Source organism: Bacillus sp. FSL K6-3149 (assembly GCF_038630515.1).
Lineage (GTDB): Bacteria > Bacillota > Bacilli > Bacillales > Bacillaceae > Bacillus > Bacillus pumilus.
Genome location: NZ_CP152034.1, coordinates 3,106,755 through 3,128,836 on the forward strand (window position 1 = coordinate 3,106,755; position 22,082 = coordinate 3,128,836).

A 22,082-nucleotide genomic window follows, 5' to 3' on the forward strand; every position below is an offset into this window, starting at 1 on the left:
TCTTTATGCCGTTGGGGCTGACTGGCTTTTTTTAGACAGCAGCTTTTCAATGCTGACAAGCTGAACACATAATGTAAAGATGTCAATCGCTTGCTCTAGTTCTTCAAGTGATGGGAACGTTGGCGCAATGCGAATGTTACGATCAAGCGGGTCTTTTCCATAAGGATAAGTCGCGCCTGCACCTGTCATGGTCACACCAGCTTCTTTTGCCTTTTGCACAACAGCTTTTGCACAATGATCAAGCGTATTTAAACTAATAAAATATCCGCCATTTGGCTTGTGCCATTCTGCAATGTCCTTCCCGCCAAGTGTTTCATCAAGAATGGAAAGAACGAGGTCAAACTTTGGCTTAATGATCGCAGCATGTTTTCTCATATGTTCCTTCAAGCCTTCTGGATTCTTGAAGAAACGAAGGTGTCTTAATTGATTGATTTTGTCTGGTCCAATCGTTTGAATCGATAATTGTTTTTGAGTAAAGCTCACATTATCCGGGCTAGATGCCATGAGTGCAATACCTGAGCCTGGGAATGTAATTTTAGAAGTAGACGCAAACATAAACACACGATTTGGGTGCCCTGCTTCCTCTACTGCTTGAAAAATATCTTTTAACGTATCAGGCGTATCAGTTAGGTGATGAACTGCGTATGCATCATCCCAAAAAATGCGGAAGTCGTCTGCTTTTGTTTTCATCGAAGCAAGGCGGTCAACCACCTCATCTGAATACGTAATGCCATCTGGGTTGCTATATTTTGGTACACACCAAATGCCTTTAATCGCTTCATCTTCTGCGACCAATTTTTCGACCTGATCCATATCAGGTCCATCAGCCTTCATATCTACCGTGATCATCTCTATGTTAAATAGCTCACAAATGGAAAAGTGACGGTCATATCCTGGGCTTGGTGCAAGGAATTTTACCTTTGGCAGCTTTCCCCAAGGTGTTTTGCTGTCATATACGCCGTGGGTCATGGCACGGGCAATGGTATCATGCATCATATTAAGGCTGGAATTACCGCCGATGATGATTTGTTCTGGCTTCAGATTGAGTACATCTGCAAAAAATGTCTTCGTTTCAGGAAGCCCTGTCAAACCGCCATAGTTACGCACATCTGTGCCATCTTCAGCCGTCATCGCATCCTTTGATGTCACAACATCGAGCATGCCCATAGACAAATCGAGCTGTTTTGGTGAAGGTTTTCCTCTTGACATGTCTAAGTGTAAGTTTTTACTTTTATACGTTTCGTATTCATTTTGTAGTGCTGCATATAGGTCATTTAATTCTGCTTCACTTAACGCTGTAAAACCGCTCATCTTTGATTGTGCCTCCCGTATTCTTCATAGTTTCATTCGTCATTTGTTTTTTCTTCACCATTTTACCACTACCTGAAAAAGAGAGTCATTATAAATATCAAAAAAATCACACAACTTTTTTTGACGATTCATCCAATTTTTACAGGGTGCGGTCAATGGAAAAAGAAGAGAAATCCTGCGCAGCTTCTGTCAGCGGGAATATATCGCGGGCCTCTTTCAATAGTTGTTTTAGTGCCTCTTCTCCTTGGTAACGTGCACTAATATGGGTCAAAATTAATCTTTTTGCGCCTGCTTCCTGCGCTGTTTTCGCTGCTTGTTCTGTTGTGCTGTGATAATAATTGTAGGCTAGATCAGCATCTTCTTTACCGAATGTTGCTTCATGGACTAACACATCCGCATCCTTGGCAAGCCTTGTTATATTCTCGCATAAACGGGTATCTCCTGAAAATGCAACGATTCTCCCTTTTTTAGGGGGTTCCAAATAATCGGTTCCATCAATGATTCTTCCATCTTCGAGTGTCACGGTTTCCCCATTTTTTAACTTCTGATACAAAGGTCCAGGTTTTACACCGATTTCTTTTAGGTCTTCGGCTTTTAATGCACCTGGTACATCTTTTTCCACTACCCGATAGCCGTAAGCTGGAATACCGTGAGATACTCGTCTTGCTTCTACTTGAAAGGTATCATCTTCAAATACGATCCCTTCATCTATCTCTATAATATGCAGCGGATATGTCAAATGCGTTTGTGTAGCTGAAAGTGCTGCGCTCACAAACGCTTTGATACCCTTTGGTCCATAGATCGTTAGTTCATCCTCTCCGCCTTGGAAGGATCTGCTGCCGAGCAGTCCTGGGAGACCGTATACATGATCACCATGCATATGAGTGATAAATATTTTCTCAATTTTTCTCGGTTTAATCGTTGTATGTAATATTTGATGCTGCGTCGCTTCTCCGCAATCAAAAAGCCACACTGCTTTTCTTTCTTCTAAAAGCTTTAGCGCAGTGCAAGTGACGTTTCTAGTTTTCGCAGGAATGCCTGCACCAGTTCCTAAAAAGAGCAGTTCCATTACTTTTCCTCCTAAAGCCGGTATACAATATCTTCATTCATATAGAATACATGAAGACAAGGTAAATGTGAATTCAGCGGAATTTTCGAAAAAAGTCAAACGAGAGCAGAAAAAGTCGAATCAAATGTTTGCTTTACGAACAATGAACCTTTAAAATAAAGAAAATGTACATACATTCTCGGTTATTACAACAATGCTACGAATAAAGTGAGGTACTTTTCGTGAATACAGAAACTAACAATCCAAAAGCAGTCATTGTCATTTTTGGCGCAACAGGAGATCTTGCCAAACGCAAGCTCTACCCTTCTATACATAGACTTTATCATAGCGGAAAACTTGGCGATCAATTCGCCGTGGTCGGTGTTGGACGCCGTCCGTGGTCTCATGAGGATCTAAGAGCTGTGGTGAAAGAATCTGTTTCTTCTGATGATGCAGAAGCGAAAATAGAGGAATTCAGTTCACATTTTTATTATCACGACTTTGACGTATCAAGCCCTGCTTCCTATCAATCGCTTAACACACTTCTAGCAGGCCTTGAAGATACGTACAGTATCCCAAACAACCGGATGTTCTATTTAGCGATGGCACCGGAATTCTTCGGAACGATTGCAAAGTTCCTAAAAAGTGAAGGTGTATCAAAAACAACTGGCTGGTCAAGACTTGTCATCGAAAAACCATTTGGCCATGACTTGCCAAGTGCGAAAAAGTTAAATGAAGAAATTCGAGATGCATTCTCTGAAGATCAAATTTATCGTATTGACCACTATCTCGGTAAACAAATGGTTCAAAACATTGAGGTTATCCGTTTTGCAAATGCCATCTTTGAACCACTTTGGACAAACCGATATATCTCAAACATTCAAATTACATCTAGTGAATCATTAGGGGTTGAAGACCGGGCCCGCTATTACGAAAGTTCAGGTGCACTAAGAGACATGGTCCAAAACCATATGCTTCAAATGGTTGCACTTTTAGCAATGGAGCCGCCAATTAAGCTGAATACCGAGGAAATCCGCAGTGAAAAACGGAAAGCATTACGCGCTCTTCGTCCTTTCTCTAAAGATGAGGTCGATCAATTCTTTGTCCGCGGACAGTATGATGCTGGTACGGTTGATGGCGGCATGGTTCCTTCGTATCTTGAAGAGCAAAATGTTGACCCGAACTCAAACACGGAAACATTCGTTGCAGGGAAGCTGCTCATTGATAACTTTAGATGGGCCGGCGTGCCATTTTACATTCGTACTGGAAAACGTTTAGAAAAGAAATCTACTCAAATTGTTGTTCAATTTAAAGACATTCCAATGAACCTGTACTATGGTAACGGAAATTCCATGCATCCAAACTTACTCGTCATTCACATTCAACCAGATGAAGGCATTACCCTTCACCTGAACGCTCGCAAGCTTGATGGCGGTACATTTGCAAAGCCGATTAAGCTCGACTACCAAACAAACTATAACGACATCATGAACACACCAGAAGCCTATGAAAAGCTGATTCATGACTGCTTGCTAGGCGATGCTACGAACTTTGCTCACTGGGATGAAGTGGCGCTTTCTTGGAACTTTGTGGATCCGATTTCTGAGAAATGGGCAGAAAACAAAACATTAAAACCAAATTATCCTGCTGGTTCTATGGGACCGAAAGAAGCCGATCAGCTTCTAGAAAAAGATGGGTATCATTGGTGGAATATATAAAATGATATAAAAAAGAGCAGTCTCCCTTGGGGGTTCTGCTCTTTTTTTAACGTCCTGTTTTCGTAAGTTCAACTGTTGAAAAGTCGAACTTATCATAGCGGTGATGACTAAAGGAGTACTCAAACGGCCGGCCTGTGTTTAAATAAGCAACCTGTTCGACCTCTAGCACAGGATCCGTTGGGTCACAGCCTAAATATTGCTGGTCAAGCTCATCTGATTTAGCCGCTCTAATTTTCTTATGCGCTCCTGCCACTTTTAAATTCAAATCATTTGATATGTAGCCATAGATTGATCCCAATAGAACCTCTTCATCTATTCCCTTAATAAGATTGACGGGCATAAACGTTTTTTCTAATACGTATGGCTCCTCGTCCACAAGACGGAGACGGATGATGTCATAAATGGGTGTGGTGGAGTCTATGGATAGGTGGGCTGCCACCTCTTTGCTTGGAAAATGGACATCAAAGTGAATGATTTGAGTCGTGACGTTTTTATCCGCCATGACTTTTGTGAACCCTTTATTTTCATGTCCTGATACATTAATAGCCCCTTGATTGAGCGCTGCCTTCACAATAAATGTACCGTGACCTCTTTTTCTAAAGAGCAGACCTTCTGCTACGAGAAGATCGAGCGCACGCTTCATCGTCATTCGGCTGCATTGAAATTCAGCGGCAAGCGAGTTTTCATCTGGAATGGGTTGATCTTCTGGATAATATGCTGTTCCTATTCGTTTTCTGATTTCTTCTGAAATGAGTTCGTACTTTTTCATCTCACACCACCAACTGACTTGTTTTTTCATAGCTTCCTCTCATTCTACACTAAGCCTAGTGAGCTTAAAAGGTACCAGCCATTTTTGTTTCATCCACTTACCATCACATAAGAAAAATACTTGCCCTTTTCAAGGAAAGAGCAAGTATCTTGATTAAAAACCGTTATTTTCTGATACCGATTGAAACCAGTATCCGCTTTTCTTAATTGTACGTTTTCCGTCTTCTTGAAGATCAACTGAGACAAATCCATAGCGATTCTTATAGGCATTCGACCATGACCAGTTATCCATAAACGTCCACAGATGATAGCCTTTTACATTACTTCCTTCTTGAATGGCTTGATGCACCCATTTAAGATGCTCAGAGATAAAGTCAATGCGGTAATCGTCATGAATCATTCCTTCTTCATCCTTAAACCGCTCTTCTCCCTCGACACCCATTCCATTTTCAGAAATAAAGCATTCAATATTATCATAGTCTGTTTGGACTTTTTTCAATATATCATAAATGCCTTTTTCATAGATTTCCCACCCGCGATACACATTCATTTTTCTTCCCGGCATGTCAAACGCATCAAAATAATGATTTGGCATAAATGGGGCATTTGGATGCGGCATATGCTCTTTCGCCTTCACTCTTCTTGGCTGATAATAGTTGATTCCAAGGAGGTCGACGGTATTCTCTCGAATGAGTTCAAGGTCTCCTTCTTCCATACTCGGCATAAAGCCTTCTTTCTTTAAGACCTCTACTAGTTTCTCTGGGAAATGTCCCTTCACCGCAGGATCTAGGAATGACCGGTTAAAGAAAGCATCCGCCATCTCAGCTGCTTCTACATCGCGCGGATTCTGGCTTCTCGGATAAGATGGGGTAAGATTGAGGATGATGCCAATCTTACCGCCTTGCTTCAGCTTTTTATAAGCCGCAATCGCCTTTGCATTTGATAGAAGTTCATGATAACCGACCTGCACAGCCTTTTGGAAATCGACTTCGTTTGGATAATGGAAGCTATACATATACCCGCCCTCTACAGGCACGATCGGTTCATTATGGGTAAACCATTTTTTCACCCGGTCGCCAAATAATTGAAAGCACAATTCTGCATAGCTCACATAATCATCTACTACCTGTCTGTTGACCCAGCCGCCTTTTTCCTGCAGCGCCATTGGCATATCGAAATGGTACAGGTTCACAAACGGCTCAATATCATGTGCAATCAGTTCATTGATCACATCATTGTAAAAAGATACTGCTTCTTCATTGACCGCACCTGTCCCTTCAGGCAAAAGACGTGACCATGAAATGGACAACCGGAATGAATTGTGCCCAATTTCTTTCATCAGACGAATATCCTCTTTATATTTTCGGTAAAATTGAGATGTCACGTTCGGTCCTACGCCATCAAAAAAACGAGTCGGCTCTTGCTCAAACCAATGATCCCAAATATTCGGTCCTTTTCCATCACCAGGGACGCTGCCTTCTGTTTGCGTGGCAGAGGCAGAAGATCCCCACCAGAAACCTTCTGGGAATGTATATGATTGCTTGTTATTTTCCATCGACATGTATTGAGTCTCCTTCACCTTTGATGTTGGTTGTCTTCGTTTTTTCCGTTGTGGTTATTTTTTCATTTTTCACATTCATACGGTCAATAAACTTCAGGAACGGGAACCAAATGACAAACACGATCATCAGATTAAACAGCTGAAGCAGACCACCCGCCAGTGAATTGGTTGCCATGATTCCGCTTATAAAGATCGGAACGGTCCAGGGAATATTCACGCCAGTCGGCGGTGGTACAATGCCTGATGCCATCGCAAAATAAGAAATACATGTAATAACCATTGGCGCCAAAATCCATGGAATGAGAATAAGCGGGTTCATGACAATCGGTAAACCGAAGATAATCGGTTCATTGACGTTAAATAATCCTGGTCCTAGGCCGAGCTTTGCTACCTGTTTTAATTGCTTACTTTTCAGGAAAATTAAAATCGTAAACACAACTGCTAGCGTCATACCGGTTCCGCCCATGCCAACCGTATAAATTTCGATAAACTGCTTGCTGATGATATTTGGAACCTCACCAGTTTTTGTATAGCTCTCTAGGTTTTGAATGGACAACGTATTCCAAATGGGGTCCATGACAGAGTTGATAATAATTTGGCCGTGAAGCCCAAAGAACCAAAGAATTTGTATAAAGAAAACAGCGATCAAGGTCGGAATGATACCGCTTCCAAGTCCGACAAGCGGTGCCTGAATCGCATGATAAATCAGGTCATGCATATTTGTTTTGAAGCCTTGTGTAATGATGATATTGATCAGTAAAAAGGTTGTGAGTGTCAAAGTAGCCGGGATCAGTGCAGCAAAAGACTTAGCAACAGCTGGCGGAACCCCCTGCGGCATATTGATGACAAATTTCTTTTGGACAAAATAACGATAAATTTCAGCAGACAAAAAGCCTGTGATCATGCCAAGGAACATCCCCTTTGCTCCTAAACGATCGACTGGAATCACGCCTGCAATAGATGCACCGCCTTCTTGTTCTAGTAAAAATGGTGTCAGAAGTAGGAAAGAGGCTAAAGCAATCACTCCGCCAAATACTGCTTCCACATCATAGCTTTTCGATAAATAGTAGCCAATCCCAAATACAACAAACACACTCATAATGCTGATGGTCGCACTTGGCGCGATATTCAGTGCAGACTGGACGCCTTCCAGTGCGGTTTGACTCATGATTTTATCTAAAAATGGCAAATTCATTAGCACAACCATAATGGAACCAAAAATAGTAAGCGGGAACGCAAGCATAAAGGCATCCCGTAATACACCTAAATAGCGGTTGTTGTTCAGTCTCCCAGCAATTGGAACCAAAATAGCACTTATTTTATCAAACATTGGTTTCCCCCCTTGTTTACACCCTTTATTGTTTAAGTGATTGGAAAATCGGCAGGAGCTCTCCCACAAGCTCCTTGATCGTCATAGTCGACATTAAGTGGTCTTCGGCATGCATGAGCAATAAGGAGAAAGGCGTTTTCTCCCCGCCTGCCTCTTGCTGCACGAGTTGAAAATGGATGCCATGTGCATGACGTAAATCTTCTTCTGCTTCTTTCATAAGACCAAATGCCTCATCTTCTTGACCTTCTCGAAATTGTTTAAGAGATTGAAGCAATTTGCTGCGTGCATTACCGCTGTGTAAGATCAATTGAAAACTGACTTGTTCCTCCGTGAGCCCTTCAAGTGTTTTCTTTTCCATTCTTTACGATTCCTCCATCAATGTAACGGCTTGTTCATACGCTTTTTGTCCATCGGCAAGCCCGTACGCCTGCATATCGATGACCTCTACTGCAATCCCGTATTTTGTTGCTTCTTTTTGAAGATCCCCTTTTAAAAAGCTCATTTGCGGTCCAATTAACACAACATCCGCATTCGCCATTTCTTTTCTCGCTTGATCTTGCCCAACTGCCCAAATTTCTGCCTCGTCCCCTATTGAGTCGGCATGAGCCTTCATCTTTGTAACTAGTAAACTCGTAGACATTCCTGAACTGCATGCTAATAAAATACGTTTCATTTCTCTCACCCCATTGTTGTAATAAAAGCGCTTCCAGTTAATATTATATATTTTTATTTTTAAATGTCTAGACATTTAGATCTATTTGTCTGTATTTTATATAAAAAAAGAGCGTATGTGTGTGTACGCTCTTTTTGTTTCTTCTTATCCTTTTCCTGCTTGGAAGCCAGGATATTTTGTCATGCCGCCGTCCACATAGAGTGTCAAGCCTGTGACGTAGCTTGCCTCTTTTGACGCCAGCCAGACAGCACATGCTGCCACTTCTTCAGGCTTTCCAATATAACCAATGGGGATCAGCTCGATCACACCTTTTTTCAATGCGGGATCATCGAATTTTTCCGCATTGATCGGGGTATCGATGGCGCCTGGTGCAATACTGTTTACACGAATTTTTTTAGGGGCATATTCTAGTGCCAGTGTTTCTGTCAGCAGCTTGGCGCCCCCTTTACTTGCTGCATAATGCACGAAATGAGGCCAAGGGATTTGCTGGTGAACAGACGACATATTGATGATTGATCCTTCTATTCCGTGATCTGTCATATACTTCAGTGCATCGCGGCAGCCGAGAAACATACCTGTTAAATTGGTCGACATGACTTTGTTCCAATTATCTAGCGTCATTTCGGTAGAAGGCACTTCATTTTCAATGCCTGCGTTATTGATCATGACATCAAGACTGCCAAATGTATCAACGGCTTTATCAATCATCGCCTGCATATCCTCTTCCTTTGAGACATCTCCCTTGATTTTCACAGCCTGTCCGCCATTTTTTTGAATATCCGCAATGGTCTCATCTGGACTTTCTTGATCTGAGAAATAATTGATCACCACATTGGCTTTTTCTTGTCCAAACCGGCGCGCCATCGCTTGACCTATTCCTGTACCAGCTCCTGTAATCAGGACTGTTTTCCCTTCTAAATCTGGATACATTCGTTTACCCTCCTATTTTGTAAAACCTAGCAGCACGCCGCCTGCAATGATCATCAAGCAGCCTGCAATGACAAAGCTTGTTCTGGATGCTTTCTCTTTTAATAAGTAAATGCCGCCTAATGTCGAGATAACGATCCCTGTCTGCGACATCGAAAAACTTACGGCGACACCAATGAGCGGAATAGCCAAAAGAAGTCCGAGATTTCCTGTCGACCAAACAAGGCCGGCAATGATATTTCTAAACGTATATTTACTAAACGGGTGCTGCTTGAGACTAATCGCCAAGGATGAAAGCAGCATGCCGACCGATTGCGGAACGAGGGCAGACCAGCCATCAATATGAAACCATCTCAAAATAACAACATATCCGACATAGCCAACGGTTGAGATGAGCAGAATCATGATTCCTTTTTTGAAATTGCCTCCACCGTTCCCGCCGCCATTCTTTTTTTGACCGAGCGATGTCAGCACAACACCTGCAATAATCAGTAAAATGGCACAAGAACCAATGAGTATGACCGTCATCGTTTGCCATTCTTTGAAGACTAAGACGCCAAATAAAGTAGTGCTCACAAGCTGCATGCCCGTTGATAAAGGAACCGCCTTCGAGACTCCGAGAAACGCAACACTTGAAAGCTGATTCATTTGTCCAATGCTCCAAAAGATGCCTGAAATGACAGAAACCGCAAAAATAAGCGGTGTCAGCTCTGGCATTTTGATAAAGAAGGCTGCAATTGAAAAGAGAAATGCGCCAAGCGTTATACCGAGGGTTTGCTGGTATGCATTCCCGCCAAGTTTGACACTGATGAGAACAATACTTCCCCAAAATATCGCTGGGAGAAGTGCATATAAAATGCCCACTTCGACCCCTACTTTCTTTTCTTTTTTACATAGCATCCCTCTTTTTCGCATTTTTAGCCGAAAAGATGTAAACACAAAAAAACCTTACCAAAGGGTAAGGTTTTTCAGTCGTTCTATATTTATTTCATCCATTCTGTATGGAAGATGCCTTCTTTATCTGTGCGCTCATACGTATGTGCACCGAAATAGTCACGCTGCGCTTGAATTAAGTTCGCTGGCAGGACGGCTGTGCGATAGCTATCGAAGTAAGCAAGTGCACTTGACAATGAAGGAACAGGAACTCCTTGCTCCACTGCAAGTGAAATGACTTTACGAAGAGATGATTGATAGCTTTGAGCAATATCCTTAAAGTAAGGATCAAGCAATAGGTTTTTCAGTTCTGGGTTACGGTCATATGCTTCTTTAATTTGTTGTAAGAAGGCTGCACGAATGATACATCCACCACGGAAGATCATTGCAATTTCACCGTATTTTAAATCCCAGTTATACTCATCAGATGCTGCTTTCATTTGCGCAAAACCTTGTGCATATGAGCAGATTTTACTCATGAATAGGGCTTTTCTAACCGCTTCGATCAGCTCTTGTTTATTCTCTGCTGATTGCGCTGGCTTAGGACCTTCAATTAATTGGCTTGCTTCAACACGCTCATCTTTCATTGCTGAAATGTAGCGCGCGAAAACAGACTCAGTAATGATTGGAAGCGGAACACCTAGATCAAGAGAACTTTGGCTCGTCCATTTTCCAGTTCCTTTTTGCCCAGCTTTATCTAAGATGACATCCACAAGCGGCTGGTTTGTTTCTTCATCCACTTTTGTGAAAATATCAGCTGTAATTTCGATTAAATAGCTATCAAGCTCGCCTTTATTCCATTCTGAGAATACTTCATGAAGCTCCTCTGCTGACAATCCAGCCACATGCTTCAAGATAAAGTATGATTCAGAAATCAATTGCATGTCTCCGTACTCGATGCCGTTATGGACCATTTTGACATAATGTCCTGCTCCATCTGGGCCGATATACGTTGTACATGGCTCGCCATCTACTTTCGCAGAGATCGCTTCTAAAATTGGTTTCACTAGCTCATGCGCTTCTTTTTGACCGCCTGGCATGATCGATGGACCTTTTAGTGCACCTTCTTCACCGCCAGAAACACCTGTACCAATGAAGTGGATACCACTTTCCGCAAGCTCTTGATTACGTCTTTGCGTATCCTTGTAATATGTATTTCCACCATCAATTAAGATGTCACCTTTTTCTAGGTGAGGAAGTAATGATTGAATGGTTGCATCCGTTGCTGCACCAGCTTTTACCATTAAAAGAATTTTACGCGGTGTTTCAAGCGACTGAACAAATTCTTCGATGCTGTATGTGCCTACAACGTTTTTCCCTTTTGATTCTTGAAGAAATTCTTCCGTTTTGCTGCTAGATCTGTTATAAACGGACACGGAGAACCCGCGGCTTTCAATATTAAGGGCAAGGTTTTTCCCCATAACGGCTAGTCCAACCACACCGATTTGTTGTTTTGACATAATTCTGACGTCCCTTCTAACACACTATATTGATTACTGCTGAAATGATGTACCCTTTGAAATTACCACAACACCACCTCTTTTATCAAGTTTTCAGGCTAGTCATTTCCTTTTTCGTCCTGAAAAAAGTCTTTATTAAAACTTGTTCCACTTGTTTTGCTCTCTTTTTCCTTGATGGTCATCCCTCTTTGAACGAGTGATTTTCCATACTTTTCTTTCAGTCCTTCTAAAACGGTTTGAAGAGGCTCTTCTTTTGCATCTTCTGTATAGGAAAATAAATCAAGCTGTTTAATGGCTGCTTTTCGTTCTACAAGGTCTGTCCCCGTCACACCTAAGAGTCTCACAGGCTGATCATTCCAATGTTTAAGGAATAACTGCCTTGCTGCCTCAAATAAGTCTTCCTTCCGATCGGTCGGATTCGTGAGGGTGACACTTCGCGTGATATTTTTCCAGCTTGCGTACCGAATCATGATGAGCAGCCGATTGGCCATCACTTCTTTTCTCCTTAACCTTGCACTCACAGATTGTGACAGCTTATCAATTAACGCGACAAGTTCATCTGGATCGTCAGAATCATGAGGAAGGGTTGATGAATTACCGACGGATTTAAATTCGTATATCCTTTCTGGGTCCACGATGCCGTCATGTTCACCATTCGCCTTTTGCTTTAATCTCGGTCCATTGATACCCAGTAATTCCTTTAGTGTATACTCATTTGCTTTCGCTAAGTCTTTAATGGTATGAATGCCAATCGTTTTCAATTTATCAGCCGTTTTTTGTCCAACTCCGTGCATGTCACCCGCTGGCAGCGGCCATAGCATTTGGGGTACATCTCGTTTACGCAAAATGGTGATGCCCATTGGTTTTTTCCAATTAGACGCCATTTTCGCTAAAAATTTATTCGGTGCAATGCCAATACTTGAAGGAAGCATGAGCTCCTCTACAAGCCTCGTTTGAATATCATGAGCCGTTTTCACCGCATGCTCGGCATATGGCGTATGCGTTAAATCAATATAGCCCTCGTCAATGGATACGGGTTCGACTAAATCGCTGTATTCTCTTAGTATCGTAAACATCTCTTGTGAGGAGCTTCGGTACCGGTCAAAGTTTGGTGTACGGACAATCAGCCCCGGACAAAGCCGCTTCGCTTCCCATAACGGCATCGGGGGCTTTACACCTAGCGCTCTTGCCTCGTAGCTGCACGTGACCACAATCCCTTTACGCTCTTTCGCATTTCCGCTAATGGCTAATGGTTTCCCTCTCAAAGAAGGATCATACGCCATCTCGACTGATGCATAAAAACTATTCATATCAATATGAAAAATGATTCGACCCTTCCTTTGAGAATCAGCCATTTGCCTGCCTCCTAAATCTATCGACTTGATGTTTGTTCCAATAGACATTTCATATGGTGTATAGTACACTGTGAGTAATGAAATGGATGTGATAATCATGATTATTGATACATTCAATGAAGTCTTTTTCCTTGTTGAATTCTTTACGATTATTCTTCCAGCGCTGACGGCCATCGGCATTGCTTTTTTATTAAAAGACTGCCGTATGAACGAACACCTCGGTGGACATCGTTTGGAAGAGTTGGACGCATCTTTATTGAATCGAACAGACTTTCTGTTTATCATATATGATCGCATTACAACTTGGATTAGTAAAGTCATTCGAATGAAACGATCATCAAACGATGATGAAGACCATTCGCTTCCTCTCTCTAATTAATTTTTTTAAAAATGAGGAGGAAACGAATTGAAACGTTTATTAACGATTTGTACGACTTTATGTTTAATGATGATTGCCTCACCTGCTTTTGCAGCGAGTGGGCAAACGAATACGAGCTCTGATGGGTTTTTCCATCATTATTTTGTCCAGCCTTTTTCTGAGCTGATCATTTGGCTTGCGAACTTCTTCCATGATGATTATGGTTTATCGATTATGTTCGTGACCTTGATCGTCCGTCTGCTAATTTTCCCTCTTTTTGCGAACCAATTTAAGAAGCAAAGAGTCATGCAGGAGAAAATGGCACTAGTGAAGCCTCAAATTGACGAAATTCAAAGCAAATTGAAGAAAACGAAAGAACCTGAAAAACAAAAAGAACTACAAATGGAAATGATGAAAGTATACAAAGAGAACAATGTGAACCCGCTGGCAATGGGCTGTCTGCCTATGCTGATTCAAATTCCAATTGTTCTTGGCTTTTACTCAGCGATCCGCTCAACACCTGAGATCGCAACACATTCGTTCCTATGGTTTAACTTAGGACAAACCGATCTATTGGTCGCGATCTTTGCAGGCGCTATGTATTTCTTGCAATTTTATGTTACGCAAAGGTTTGCGAAGCAATCAGGCACCCAGACAGAGGCTGCGCTGAAGCAAGCCAAAGTGATGGGCATGATTTTCCCAATCATGATGCTGTTTATTTCAATCAATGCACCCGCTGCCCTTCCTTTATACTGGATGACAAGCGGATTATTACTCACAATCCAAACGATTATTTTAAATGTCATGTACCAAAAATCAAAATCAAAAAAAGCTGAGGCAAACGACCAAGCTAGCCCAGCTGCTGAATAAAAATAATCCCCTTATCATTTGATAAGGGGATTATCTTTATGCCAATTCTTCTTTTAACCGTTCTGGAAGTTGATCGAGGTCCTCAATTCTCCCAAGGAACTTATTCGGGTCCACTTGTAAAATCATCTTGTTCTCTCTCTCCACAACGCCGAAAAAATATTCAGAGGCTTTCGTGTTCATATGAAATGGCTTGATCTCGCTTAGCTCGATATCAATAATATCTTTTGCATCCGAGACAAGACAGCCTACCATTTGTCCGTTTAATTCAAATAGCAACACCTTGGATTGTTCGTTCACATCAAGAGGCTTTCCGTGAAGCATCACGCCTGTGTCACTGACAGGAATGACCTCTCCTCTTAAAGACATGAGTCCTTTTATTTCTTTAGGAAGGTTCGATACTTCTTGTAAATAAGGGACCTTCTCAATCGAACGAATATGCTCTACACTGATGCCAAAATCCTCTTGCCCCACTTGGAAAATAATGATTTTTTGCGTGCTCACAGAGTCTCCTGCCTTTACGATGGATTTGTCGTTTCTTCGATAATGGCGAGAACCATTTCAGCTGTTTTGACTAATTCTTCAATCGGCATTTTCTCATTTTTCGTATGAATATCTTCATATCCAACAGCTAGGTTGACAGTTGGGACGCCGTTTCCTGCAATGACGTTTGCATCACTGCCTCCGCCGCTCGTCTGTAGTTCTGATGGACGGCCAATTTTCGCAGCCGCTTTTTTCGCCACTTCTACGACTTGATCGCCGTGAGAGAATTTGAAGCCTGGATACATGATGTCAATGTGTACATCGGCACTTCCGCCCATTTCTTTAGCGGTTTTTTCAAAGGCTTCTTTCATCTTCGCTACTTGGGCTTCCATTTTTGCAGGTTCTAAAGAGCGTGCTTCCGCAAGGATATCGACTTGATCGCACACAATATTCGTTTGCGTTCCGCCTTCAAAACGACCGATATTCGCCGTTGTTTCTTCATCAATTCGGCCAAGCGGCATACTGGCAATGGCTTTTGATGCAATGGTAATCGCAGACACACCTTTTTCAGGCGCGACACCTGCATGAGCTGTTTTCCCGTAAATGGTTGCGCGTACTTTTGCCTGTGTTGGCGCTGCAACGATAATGGTTCCGACCTTGCCATCTGAATCAAGGGCATAGCCGTATGCCGCTGTCATCAACTTCGGATCTAACGCTTTTGCTCCGACAAGTCCTGATTCCTCACCTGCTGTGATGACAAATTCAATCGTTCCATGCGGTAAATTCTTCTCTTTCAGCACACGGATCGCTTCAAACATTGCCGCAAGTCCTGTCTTATCGTCAGCACCAAGAATGGTTGTTCCATCTGTTTTCACATAGCCGTCTTCAATGACTGGTTTTACGCCATTGCCCGGAACAACTGTGTCCATATGAGACGTGAAATAGATGGTATCAGCCTCTTGAGTGCCTTCCAGTGTACAGATGAGGTTGCCTGCACCGTGGCCTGTTTTCGCTTTTGAGTCGTCTTCCACCACTTTTAGTCCAAGCTGCGAGAATTTTTCTTTTAAGACTTCCACAATTTTCTCTTCGTGTTTTGTTTCCGAATCAATCTGAACTAGTTCTAAAAATTCGTCTAGTAAACGTTTTTCATTGATCATGATGATGCTCCTCCTCTTATAGCGGCATGTTGCCATGCTTTTTTAACGGTCTATCTTCTTCCTTCCTGCGAAGCAAATCAAATGAGCGAATCAATCGTTCTCTCGTTTCAGACGGCATGAAAATATCGTCTATCAGCCCTGCCTGAGCCGCTTTGAATACACTTGGCTCCGTTTCAACCTTGCGCGAAGCAGGATGAACGATTTCGTCAGCGAACGTTTTCCCCATGACATCAATTTCTGCCGCTGGCCATGCATAAACAAAGTCAGCGCCTAATCCCTTGCTATTCATTGCGACATACGCACCGCCATACGCCTTTCTTAAAATCACCGTGATTTTTGGAACGGTCGCTTCAGCGTACGCATATAAAAGCTTTGCGCCGTGACGGATAATTCCCGCATGCTCGGCTTTCTCACCTGGTAAAAAGCCGGGGACGTCTACAAGTGTTAAGAGCGGAATATGAAACGCATCGCAAAATCGAATAAACCTGGCCGCTTTATCGGCAGCATCAAGGTCAAGGCTTCCTGCCAGCACCTTTGGCTGATTGGCAACTATACCAATTGAAGCCCCTTGTAATCTGGCAAACCCTGTGACGATATTTTTTGAGAAACAAGGTTGTGTCTCAAAGAATGAGCCTGAATCGATGATCGCTGTCACCACTTGTTTGACATCATAGGTGTGTGATGGATCCTTCGGCAAGATGTTGCCTGGATCAGCTGCGTCTTGCTTACTCGTTTCAGCGTCCATGACAGTCTGTTGTTTCGTTGGTATGTACGTTAAAAGTGTTCGAACCGCTTTTAACACGTCTTTCTCATCTTTGCCAGTATAGTGCACATTCCCGCTTGTCTGATGCTGAACACTTGCACCGCCAAGACGGTCAGGACAGACCGTTTCTCCTGTTGCCTTTTCTATGACTTTCGGACCTGTTAAAAACATATGAGCTGTCTGTTCTGTCATGAACACAAAATCAGTCAAGGCAGGAGAATAGACTGCTCCTCCAGCACAAGAGCCTAAAATAACGGATATTTGCGGGATTTGACCTGAGTACAGCACATTCCGTTTAAAAATCTGTCCGTATCCTTCTAATGATACCACACCCTCTTGAATTCTCGCACCACCTGAGTCTTTTAGACCGATGACCGGCATCTGATTTTTAGCTGCGAGATCCATTAGAGAAGCAATTTTTTTGGCATGTATTTCGCCTAAAGACCCTCCATGCACTGTTGCATCTTGTGCATAAACACATACCGGCTTTCCATGAATGAGTCCAGTTCCAGTGACGACGCCATCACCGACATGCTCTGACATGCGGCCTGTTGCAAATCCTTGAATTTCCATGAAACTGCCCCCGTCAAGAAGTTCATGCAGCCGCTGACGAACCGTTAGTTTTCCTTTGTTCCGGTGCGCAGCTGCACGTTTCACGCCGCCGCCCATGAATGCTTTTTCGCGCCATTTAGCCAAGTCATTGAACGATTCATTCATTGCCATGTTCCTCTCCTTTCAAGGGCTCGCACAATTCGAATAACACACCGGACGTTTCTTTCGGTGAAATAAAAGCAATCCGCTTCCCGCTCGCGCCTATCTGTGCTGATTGTTGGAGAAGCTCCACGCCAAGATGATCAAGACAGTTAAGGTCCGCCTGTATGTCACCTGACTTTAGCGCAATATGATGGAGTCCCTCTCCTCTTTTTGTTAAAAAGGTATGTAGTTTGCTGCTACCGGACATCGGTTCAATTAATTCAATGTGCACATGATCAAGTGAAGCGAAGGACGCTTTAATCTCCTGCTCAGGAATCTCTTGTATGTCTGAAAAATGCCAGTTAAACAGCTGTTGAAGAATTCGAGATGTGTTTTTTATAGAAAAGACCGCAATGGCAATATGGTCGATTTGATTCATCCGTTCACTTCCTTTGTTGATCACTTGTCGCATTTGAAAAAACGAGCTAGAATAAAGAAAGGTGCGTTCGTCGCAAAAAATCTTCGGTTATAGGGGTGCGATATGTCTCAGAAAATGATGAAATTCATGGTATTGCTCATGATTAGCCTGCTGCTAATATCTTCACTTTTAGCAGGAGCCGCAACCTTTTTATAAGGTTTCAATAAAAGCAGACAAGCAGGTGATTCGTTCAATCAACGAATGGCCTGTTTGTCTTTGGCAAGCTTTTCAAATGAATCGGTTGATGTTGTAATCCACACTTTTGTCCCAACCGGAAGCTGGTCAAATAGAAGCTCTACATCTTGATTATGCAGTCTCACACAGCCTGCCGTGATAAATTTCCCTATCGATGTTTCGTCACTCGTCCCATGAATTCCGTATGTTCTACCATCTGTTCCTCGTGCATCAAATCCAATCCATCTTCTGCCAAGAGGGTTATTCTTCGCACCGCCTTCGATATTCTTTTTTCTGTAATAGGGATCTTTCGCTTTGATCATAATGGTAAATTCCCCTTCTGGCGTTAAATCGGACGTTTTCCCTGTAGAAGCAGGATATATTTTTTGGATTTGTCCTTGATCAATATAGGCAAGTTCATTTGTTTGTTTATTAATAATGACATAAGGGTCTCCTGGAAGCGGGTTTTGTCCGAGCGGCCAGATAGGTGAAAGGGACATGGTCAATACGGTGTAAAATAAAAGACGCATAGGCTCCTCCTTTTTCATTAGATTGACCAATGAAGGAGGAACTCATGCGTCTCTATTCTTTCATCCCTTTAAAATAGCTTTTCAATACTAAATATTGTTCCATTTCTCCGAGGAAATGAAACAGTGCAGCTCTTGCCTCAAACTCTTCTCTTGTTTGCGGCAGCGGTAGCTTATCGAACTCTTCTTTCATATCAATGAGGCGTCTTAAAAACTTATGCGCCGTGTTCCCTGGGTGAATATGTTCGCGTAAGTCTCTAATGTATTCTGCAATGATTTGTCCATGCTCTGTTGTAATGGAAATGGACGTGATCTTCGGAAGCACACGCTCGATGATTTCGAACTGCTTTTGCCTCATATTGAAATAATGATAATACAGGTTTTCATGTCTTAAGACATGGTTTTCAACATCACGATATGCGAGAGCTTTCGCTTCTTTAATCAATTGATGTGTCTCTGGTATTTCTTTGCCTGTCCAGTCTTGTTTCCCTGTCATTAAGTATTGCTCGATTTCTTCAAAAATTTTTGCAAAGTTGTCTTCAATCTGTTCGCTGTAGCGTTTGAGCTTTTTATCGACACTTGGCATATACAGGTTCATGATAAGTGCCACGCCAACACCAATCGTAATCAGCAGCAGCTCATTCCAGATGAGGTGAAGGGTAATCCCGCCCGACATGTATAAATGGAGGATGATGACTGAACTTGTGACAATTCCTTCTTTAATGCGGAGCAATACGGTTGTCGGAATAAAGACAAGCAGCATCAGACCAATCACAAAAGGATGATACCCAATCAGATCGAAAAATAGATAAGAAAATAAAATGGCAAGACTGCATGCGGCAAAGCGGGCGCCTGATGCAAGAAGCGACCGTTTCTTTGTCACCTGAATACACAGAATCGTAATAATCCCGGCAGCGGAATAATTTTGAAGGCCAAGCAGTTGCGCAATATAAATGGCGATCGCTGTTCCTAATGCTGTTTTCAGCGTTCGGTAGCCGATTTTAAACATGATATGAGTCACTCTTTTCTGTCTTGTTTCTATTCACTTATTGTGAAATGATGAACTTTTTTACTTTCCCCATTATAATCAAAAAAAGAAGGAGATGTTAAGTCTCCCTCTCTTTTTTCTTTATAATATTTTTTGTAAGAAGTCTTTCGCGCGCTGTGATGACGGTGATTCAAAGAATTGCACAGGGTTTGCATCCTCTACAATTTTCCCATCGTCCATAAAGATCACGCGGTCAGCCACTTCTTTTGCAAAGCCCATTTCATGTGTGACGATCACAAGTGTCATACCAGATTGAGCCAGCTCTTTCATGACCTCTAGCACTTCCTTGACCATTTCTGGATCTAGTGCAGACGTTGGCTCGTCAAACAGCATGATGTCTGGTGTCATTGCAAGCGCACGTGCAATTGCGACACGCTGCTTTTGACCACCTGACAAGCGGTTCGGAAAATCATCTTTTTTCTCTAAAAGTCCTACCTTTTTCAGCAGATCTTCAGCTTGTTTGATGCTGTCTTCCTTCGATTGATTCTTCACATTCATTGGCGCATATGTGATATTTTCCAGCACCGTTTTATGCGGGAACAGGTGAAAATGCTGAAACACCATTCCGATGTTCTCACGCACTTTGAGTGCATTGGTTTTTGGGTTTGTGATTTCGGTATCCTGAATCGTAATGACACCAGAAGTCGGCTTTTCGAGTAAGTTGATGCAGCGAAGAAACGTCGATTTTCCTGAACCAGATGGTCCAATGACTGCGACAACTTCCCCTTCTTTAATGGTGGTGTCGATCCCTTTTAATACTTCATTTTTTCCAAAAGATTTTGTGAGTTTCTCTATTTTAATCATTTGATTTTAACTTCCTTTCCACCGATTTGCCGACAAAGGTGAGAACAAGCACGATGACATAATAGATGAGACCCGCAAAAATAAGCGGTTCAAGATAATTATACGTGACGGCACCTGCTTGATAGGCTCGTCTCATGACATCTCCCAGTCCAATGACTGTCACAATAGCAGATTCTTTTGTCAGTGTAATCGTTTCGTTCACAAGTGCAGGTGAAATATTTTTAAATGCCTGCGGAAGCAATAAGTCCTTCATCATTTTAGCATAAGGGATGCCTAAAGCAACGGCTGCTTCTTTTTGACCTTTATCAATGGCATTAATACCAGCGCGAATAATTTCAGATACGTAAGCCGCAGAGTTTAGTGAAAATGCCGCTACAGCAGCCCAGTATTGATCGATTTGAAACCCAAGAAGCTGAGGCAGACCGAAATAAATAATGAGCAATTGAAGCACAAGCGGTGTGCCTCGGAAGATGGATGTATAAAAATCTGCAAGCCAAATGAGCGGCTTAAATACACTAATTTTGCAAAGCGTTAATAAAATCCCTAAAATAAATCCAAGAAAAAGTGATACCACTACAATAGAAAGTGTGACCTTAAGCCCTTCTAAAATAAAGGGCATCTGAGGTATTACATCTTTAAAATCTAACATGACAGTCTCCTTTTTTATGCCTTCATACGAAATCAAAAAATAAAACAGGAAAAAAGTTCAACATGAGTTGAACTTTTCAGCGCTTTCTACTGAATTTTCGTGAATGACGCTGATCCTTTTCCTGACTTATTTTTCATCAGCAAACCATTTTTTAATTAATTTATCAAGTTCGCCATTGTCTTGCATTTCTTTTAATGATTTATTAAATTTAGCTGTTAAGTCGCTATTTTTCTTGAATGCAATGGCTGAACCTTCATTTGAACTATTCAATCCAAATGCTTGGAAGTCTTTTTCTTTTTTCAAATAACCAGCAGCTACTTTATCTTCAATAATGGCTGCATCAAAACGACCTGCTTTGATTTCTTGAATGATATCTGAGATTTTATTACGGTCTTCCACTTTTAAGTTATATTTCTTTTGCAAACCGTTTGCTTCATCCTGCTGGATTGAACCTAATTGAACGCCGACTGTTTTATCTTTTAAGTCTTTCTCTGTTTTCATTCCGCTAGATTTCTTTGAGACAACTAAGTTTTTTGCATTGTAATAAACATCAGAGAAATCTAATTGTTTTTTGCGTTTTTCTGTAGGGGTCATGCCTGCTAGGACAATATCAGCTTTGTTTGTTTTAAGGGCGGATACAAGGCTTGCGAAATCCATATCTTGAATTTCTAGCTTGTAGCCGTTCTTTTTCGCTAGTGCTGTTGCAAGATCAACATCAAAACCGACAATTTTATCTCCGTCTTTTGATTCAAATGGCGGATAATCTGCTGATGTCGCCATAACGAGTGTTTTGTCATCTCCTGATGCGTTTGAATTATTAGAAGAAGTTCCGCAAGCTGCGAGTGCAGCTGCAAGACCAGCTGTCATAAGTAATAATAACCATTTTTTCATAAGATAGTGCCTCCTAGTATTTAAAATCATGTATTGTTTTGAATATTTATTCACTATAATGTATTTTAAACACTTTCTTTTTAAGATGCAATAGTATTTCGCTAAA

General features: G+C 42.0%; 24 protein-coding genes. 4 read left to right on the top strand and 20 right to left on the bottom strand.

What is annotated here, in order from left to right; genetic code table 11:
* Nucleotides 1-3: 3 nt before the first annotated feature.
* The gene (locus MHB83_RS15730) at nt 4-1,311 is read right to left on the bottom strand and encodes an aminotransferase class I/II-fold pyridoxal phosphate-dependent enzyme (RefSeq protein ID WP_050943801.1); all 1,308 of its coding nucleotides are present in this window, start codon (nt 1,309-1,311) and stop codon (nt 4-6) included.
* A gap of 139 nt (nt 1,312-1,450) precedes the next feature.
* Nucleotides 1,451-2,380 (bottom strand): ribonuclease Z, encoded by a 930-nt coding sequence (gene rnz, locus MHB83_RS15735; protein ID WP_003216125.1) that lies wholly within the window; start codon nt 2,378-2,380, stop codon nt 1,451-1,453.
* 221 nt (nt 2,381-2,601) lie between these two features.
* On the opposite strand from rnz, the gene zwf reads away from it, so the two are divergent.
* Nucleotides 2,602-4,077 (top strand): glucose-6-phosphate dehydrogenase, encoded by a 1,476-nt coding sequence (gene zwf / locus MHB83_RS15740; RefSeq protein ID WP_003216112.1) that lies wholly within the window; start codon nt 2,602-2,604, stop codon nt 4,075-4,077.
* 46 nt (nt 4,078-4,123) lie between these two features.
* Here the strand turns inward: zwf and MHB83_RS15745 are convergent, their stop codons facing one another.
* The 9 genes from MHB83_RS15745 to MHB83_RS15785 all read right to left on the bottom strand — a co-directional run bounded on the left by MHB83_RS15745 (nt 4,124) and on the right by MHB83_RS15785 (nt 13,084).
* Nucleotides 4,124-4,846: a GntR family transcriptional regulator gene (locus MHB83_RS15745; protein WP_137055001.1), complete on the bottom strand. Its 723-nt coding sequence runs from the start codon at nt 4,844-4,846 to the stop codon at nt 4,124-4,126.
* Between the two features lie 153 nt (nt 4,847-4,999).
* Nucleotides 5,000-6,400 (bottom strand): glycoside hydrolase family 1 protein, encoded by a 1,401-nt coding sequence (locus MHB83_RS15750; protein ID WP_310426644.1) that lies wholly within the window; start codon nt 6,398-6,400, stop codon nt 5,000-5,002.
* Nucleotides 6,390-7,736 carry a PTS cellobiose transporter subunit IIC gene (gene celB, locus MHB83_RS15755; RefSeq protein ID WP_050943798.1) on the bottom strand — a complete coding sequence of 449 codons (1,347 nt, stop codon included), beginning with the start codon at nt 7,734-7,736 and terminating at the stop codon, nt 6,390-6,392. Before celB ends, MHB83_RS15750 begins: the two co-directional genes overlap by 11 nt.
* A 25-nt stretch (nt 7,737-7,761) precedes the next feature.
* Nucleotides 7,762-8,094, bottom strand: coding sequence for a PTS lactose/cellobiose transporter subunit IIA (locus MHB83_RS15760; RefSeq protein WP_012010488.1), 333 nt, complete (start codon nt 8,092-8,094; stop codon nt 7,762-7,764).
* Nucleotides 8,095-8,097: 3 nt separating this feature from the next.
* On the bottom strand, nt 8,098-8,409 hold the full coding sequence (locus MHB83_RS15765) for a PTS sugar transporter subunit IIB (RefSeq protein WP_003215713.1): 312 nt from the start codon (nt 8,407-8,409) through the stop codon (nt 8,098-8,100).
* Between the two features lie 144 nt (nt 8,410-8,553).
* Nucleotides 8,554-9,339 carry an SDR family oxidoreductase gene (locus tag MHB83_RS15770; protein ID WP_003215568.1) on the bottom strand — a complete coding sequence of 262 codons (786 nt, stop codon included), beginning with the start codon at nt 9,337-9,339 and terminating at the stop codon, nt 8,554-8,556.
* A 12-nt stretch (nt 9,340-9,351) separates the two neighbouring features.
* Complete coding sequence (locus tag MHB83_RS15775; protein WP_199852778.1) at nt 9,352-10,200, bottom strand: GRP family sugar transporter; 849 nt, start codon at nt 10,198-10,200, stop codon at nt 9,352-9,354.
* 119 nt (nt 10,201-10,319) lie between these two features.
* On the bottom strand, nt 10,320-11,729 hold the full coding sequence (gndA, locus tag MHB83_RS15780) for an NADP-dependent phosphogluconate dehydrogenase (RefSeq protein WP_003215871.1): 1,410 nt from the start codon (nt 11,727-11,729) through the stop codon (nt 10,320-10,322).
* A gap of 98 nt (nt 11,730-11,827) precedes the next feature.
* Nucleotides 11,828-13,084, bottom strand: coding sequence for a DNA polymerase IV (locus tag MHB83_RS15785; RefSeq protein ID WP_342496465.1), 1,257 nt, complete (start codon nt 13,082-13,084; stop codon nt 11,828-11,830).
* A 97-nt stretch (nt 13,085-13,181) separates the two neighbouring features.
* On the opposite strand from MHB83_RS15785, the gene MHB83_RS15790 reads away from it, so the two are divergent.
* Nucleotides 13,182-13,463, top strand: coding sequence for a hypothetical protein (locus MHB83_RS15790; RefSeq protein ID WP_003215677.1), 282 nt, complete (start codon nt 13,182-13,184; stop codon nt 13,461-13,463).
* Between the two features lie 66 nt (nt 13,464-13,529).
* Entirely contained in the window at nt 13,530-14,312 is a 783-nt protein-coding gene (locus tag MHB83_RS15795) for a membrane protein insertase YidC (RefSeq protein WP_249118275.1), read from the top strand.
* A gap of 36 nt (nt 14,313-14,348) precedes the next feature.
* Here MHB83_RS15795 and MHB83_RS15800 read toward each other — a convergent pair whose 3' ends face one another.
* Genes MHB83_RS15800 through mce form a run of 4 tightly spaced genes read right to left on the bottom strand, consistent with a single transcriptional unit; the run spans nt 14,349 to nt 17,844 of the window.
* Nucleotides 14,349-14,813, bottom strand: coding sequence for a chemotaxis protein CheW (locus MHB83_RS15800; RefSeq protein ID WP_003215942.1), 465 nt, complete (start codon nt 14,811-14,813; stop codon nt 14,349-14,351).
* A 14-nt stretch (nt 14,814-14,827) separates the two neighbouring features.
* Nucleotides 14,828-15,949: a M20/M25/M40 family metallo-hydrolase gene (locus tag MHB83_RS15805; RefSeq protein ID WP_050943793.1), complete on the bottom strand. Its 1,122-nt coding sequence runs from the start codon at nt 15,947-15,949 to the stop codon at nt 14,828-14,830.
* A gap of 16 nt (nt 15,950-15,965) precedes the next feature.
* Entirely contained in the window at nt 15,966-17,435 is a 1,470-nt protein-coding gene (locus MHB83_RS15810; protein ID WP_342496466.1) for an acyl-CoA carboxylase subunit beta, read from the bottom strand.
* On the bottom strand, nt 17,422-17,844 hold the full coding sequence (gene mce / locus MHB83_RS15815; RefSeq protein WP_050943791.1) for a methylmalonyl-CoA epimerase: 423 nt from the start codon (nt 17,842-17,844) through the stop codon (nt 17,422-17,424). Before mce ends, MHB83_RS15810 begins: the two co-directional genes overlap by 14 nt.
* Before the next feature lie 138 nt (nt 17,845-17,982).
* Between mce and MHB83_RS15820 the strand changes: the two genes are divergently transcribed.
* Entirely contained in the window at nt 17,983-18,039 is a 57-nt protein-coding gene (locus MHB83_RS15820) for a hypothetical protein (RefSeq protein ID WP_229200406.1), read from the top strand.
* A 38-nt stretch (nt 18,040-18,077) separates the two neighbouring features.
* Here the strand turns inward: MHB83_RS15820 and MHB83_RS15825 are convergent, their stop codons facing one another.
* From MHB83_RS15825 to MHB83_RS15845, 5 genes are all read right to left on the bottom strand, one after another.
* Nucleotides 18,078-18,587, bottom strand: a complete 510-nt coding sequence (locus MHB83_RS15825; protein WP_003215693.1) for a L,D-transpeptidase — start codon at nt 18,585-18,587, stop codon at nt 18,078-18,080.
* Between the two features lie 52 nt (nt 18,588-18,639).
* On the bottom strand, nt 18,640-19,593 hold the full coding sequence (locus MHB83_RS15830) for an aromatic acid exporter family protein (protein ID WP_003216109.1): 954 nt from the start codon (nt 19,591-19,593) through the stop codon (nt 18,640-18,642).
* Between the two features lie 120 nt (nt 19,594-19,713).
* Complete coding sequence (locus MHB83_RS15835; RefSeq protein ID WP_342496467.1) at nt 19,714-20,436, bottom strand: amino acid ABC transporter ATP-binding protein; 723 nt, start codon at nt 20,434-20,436, stop codon at nt 19,714-19,716.
* Nucleotides 20,429-21,085, bottom strand: a complete 657-nt coding sequence (locus tag MHB83_RS15840) for an amino acid ABC transporter permease (RefSeq protein WP_003215691.1) — start codon at nt 21,083-21,085, stop codon at nt 20,429-20,431. The genes MHB83_RS15835 and MHB83_RS15840 overlap by 8 nt, the downstream gene beginning before the upstream one ends.
* Nucleotides 21,086-21,211: 126 nt before the next feature.
* Nucleotides 21,212-21,976 (bottom strand): transporter substrate-binding domain-containing protein, encoded by a 765-nt coding sequence (locus MHB83_RS15845; protein ID WP_012010505.1) that lies wholly within the window; start codon nt 21,974-21,976, stop codon nt 21,212-21,214.
* Between the last annotated feature and the right edge of the window lie 106 nt (nt 21,977-22,082).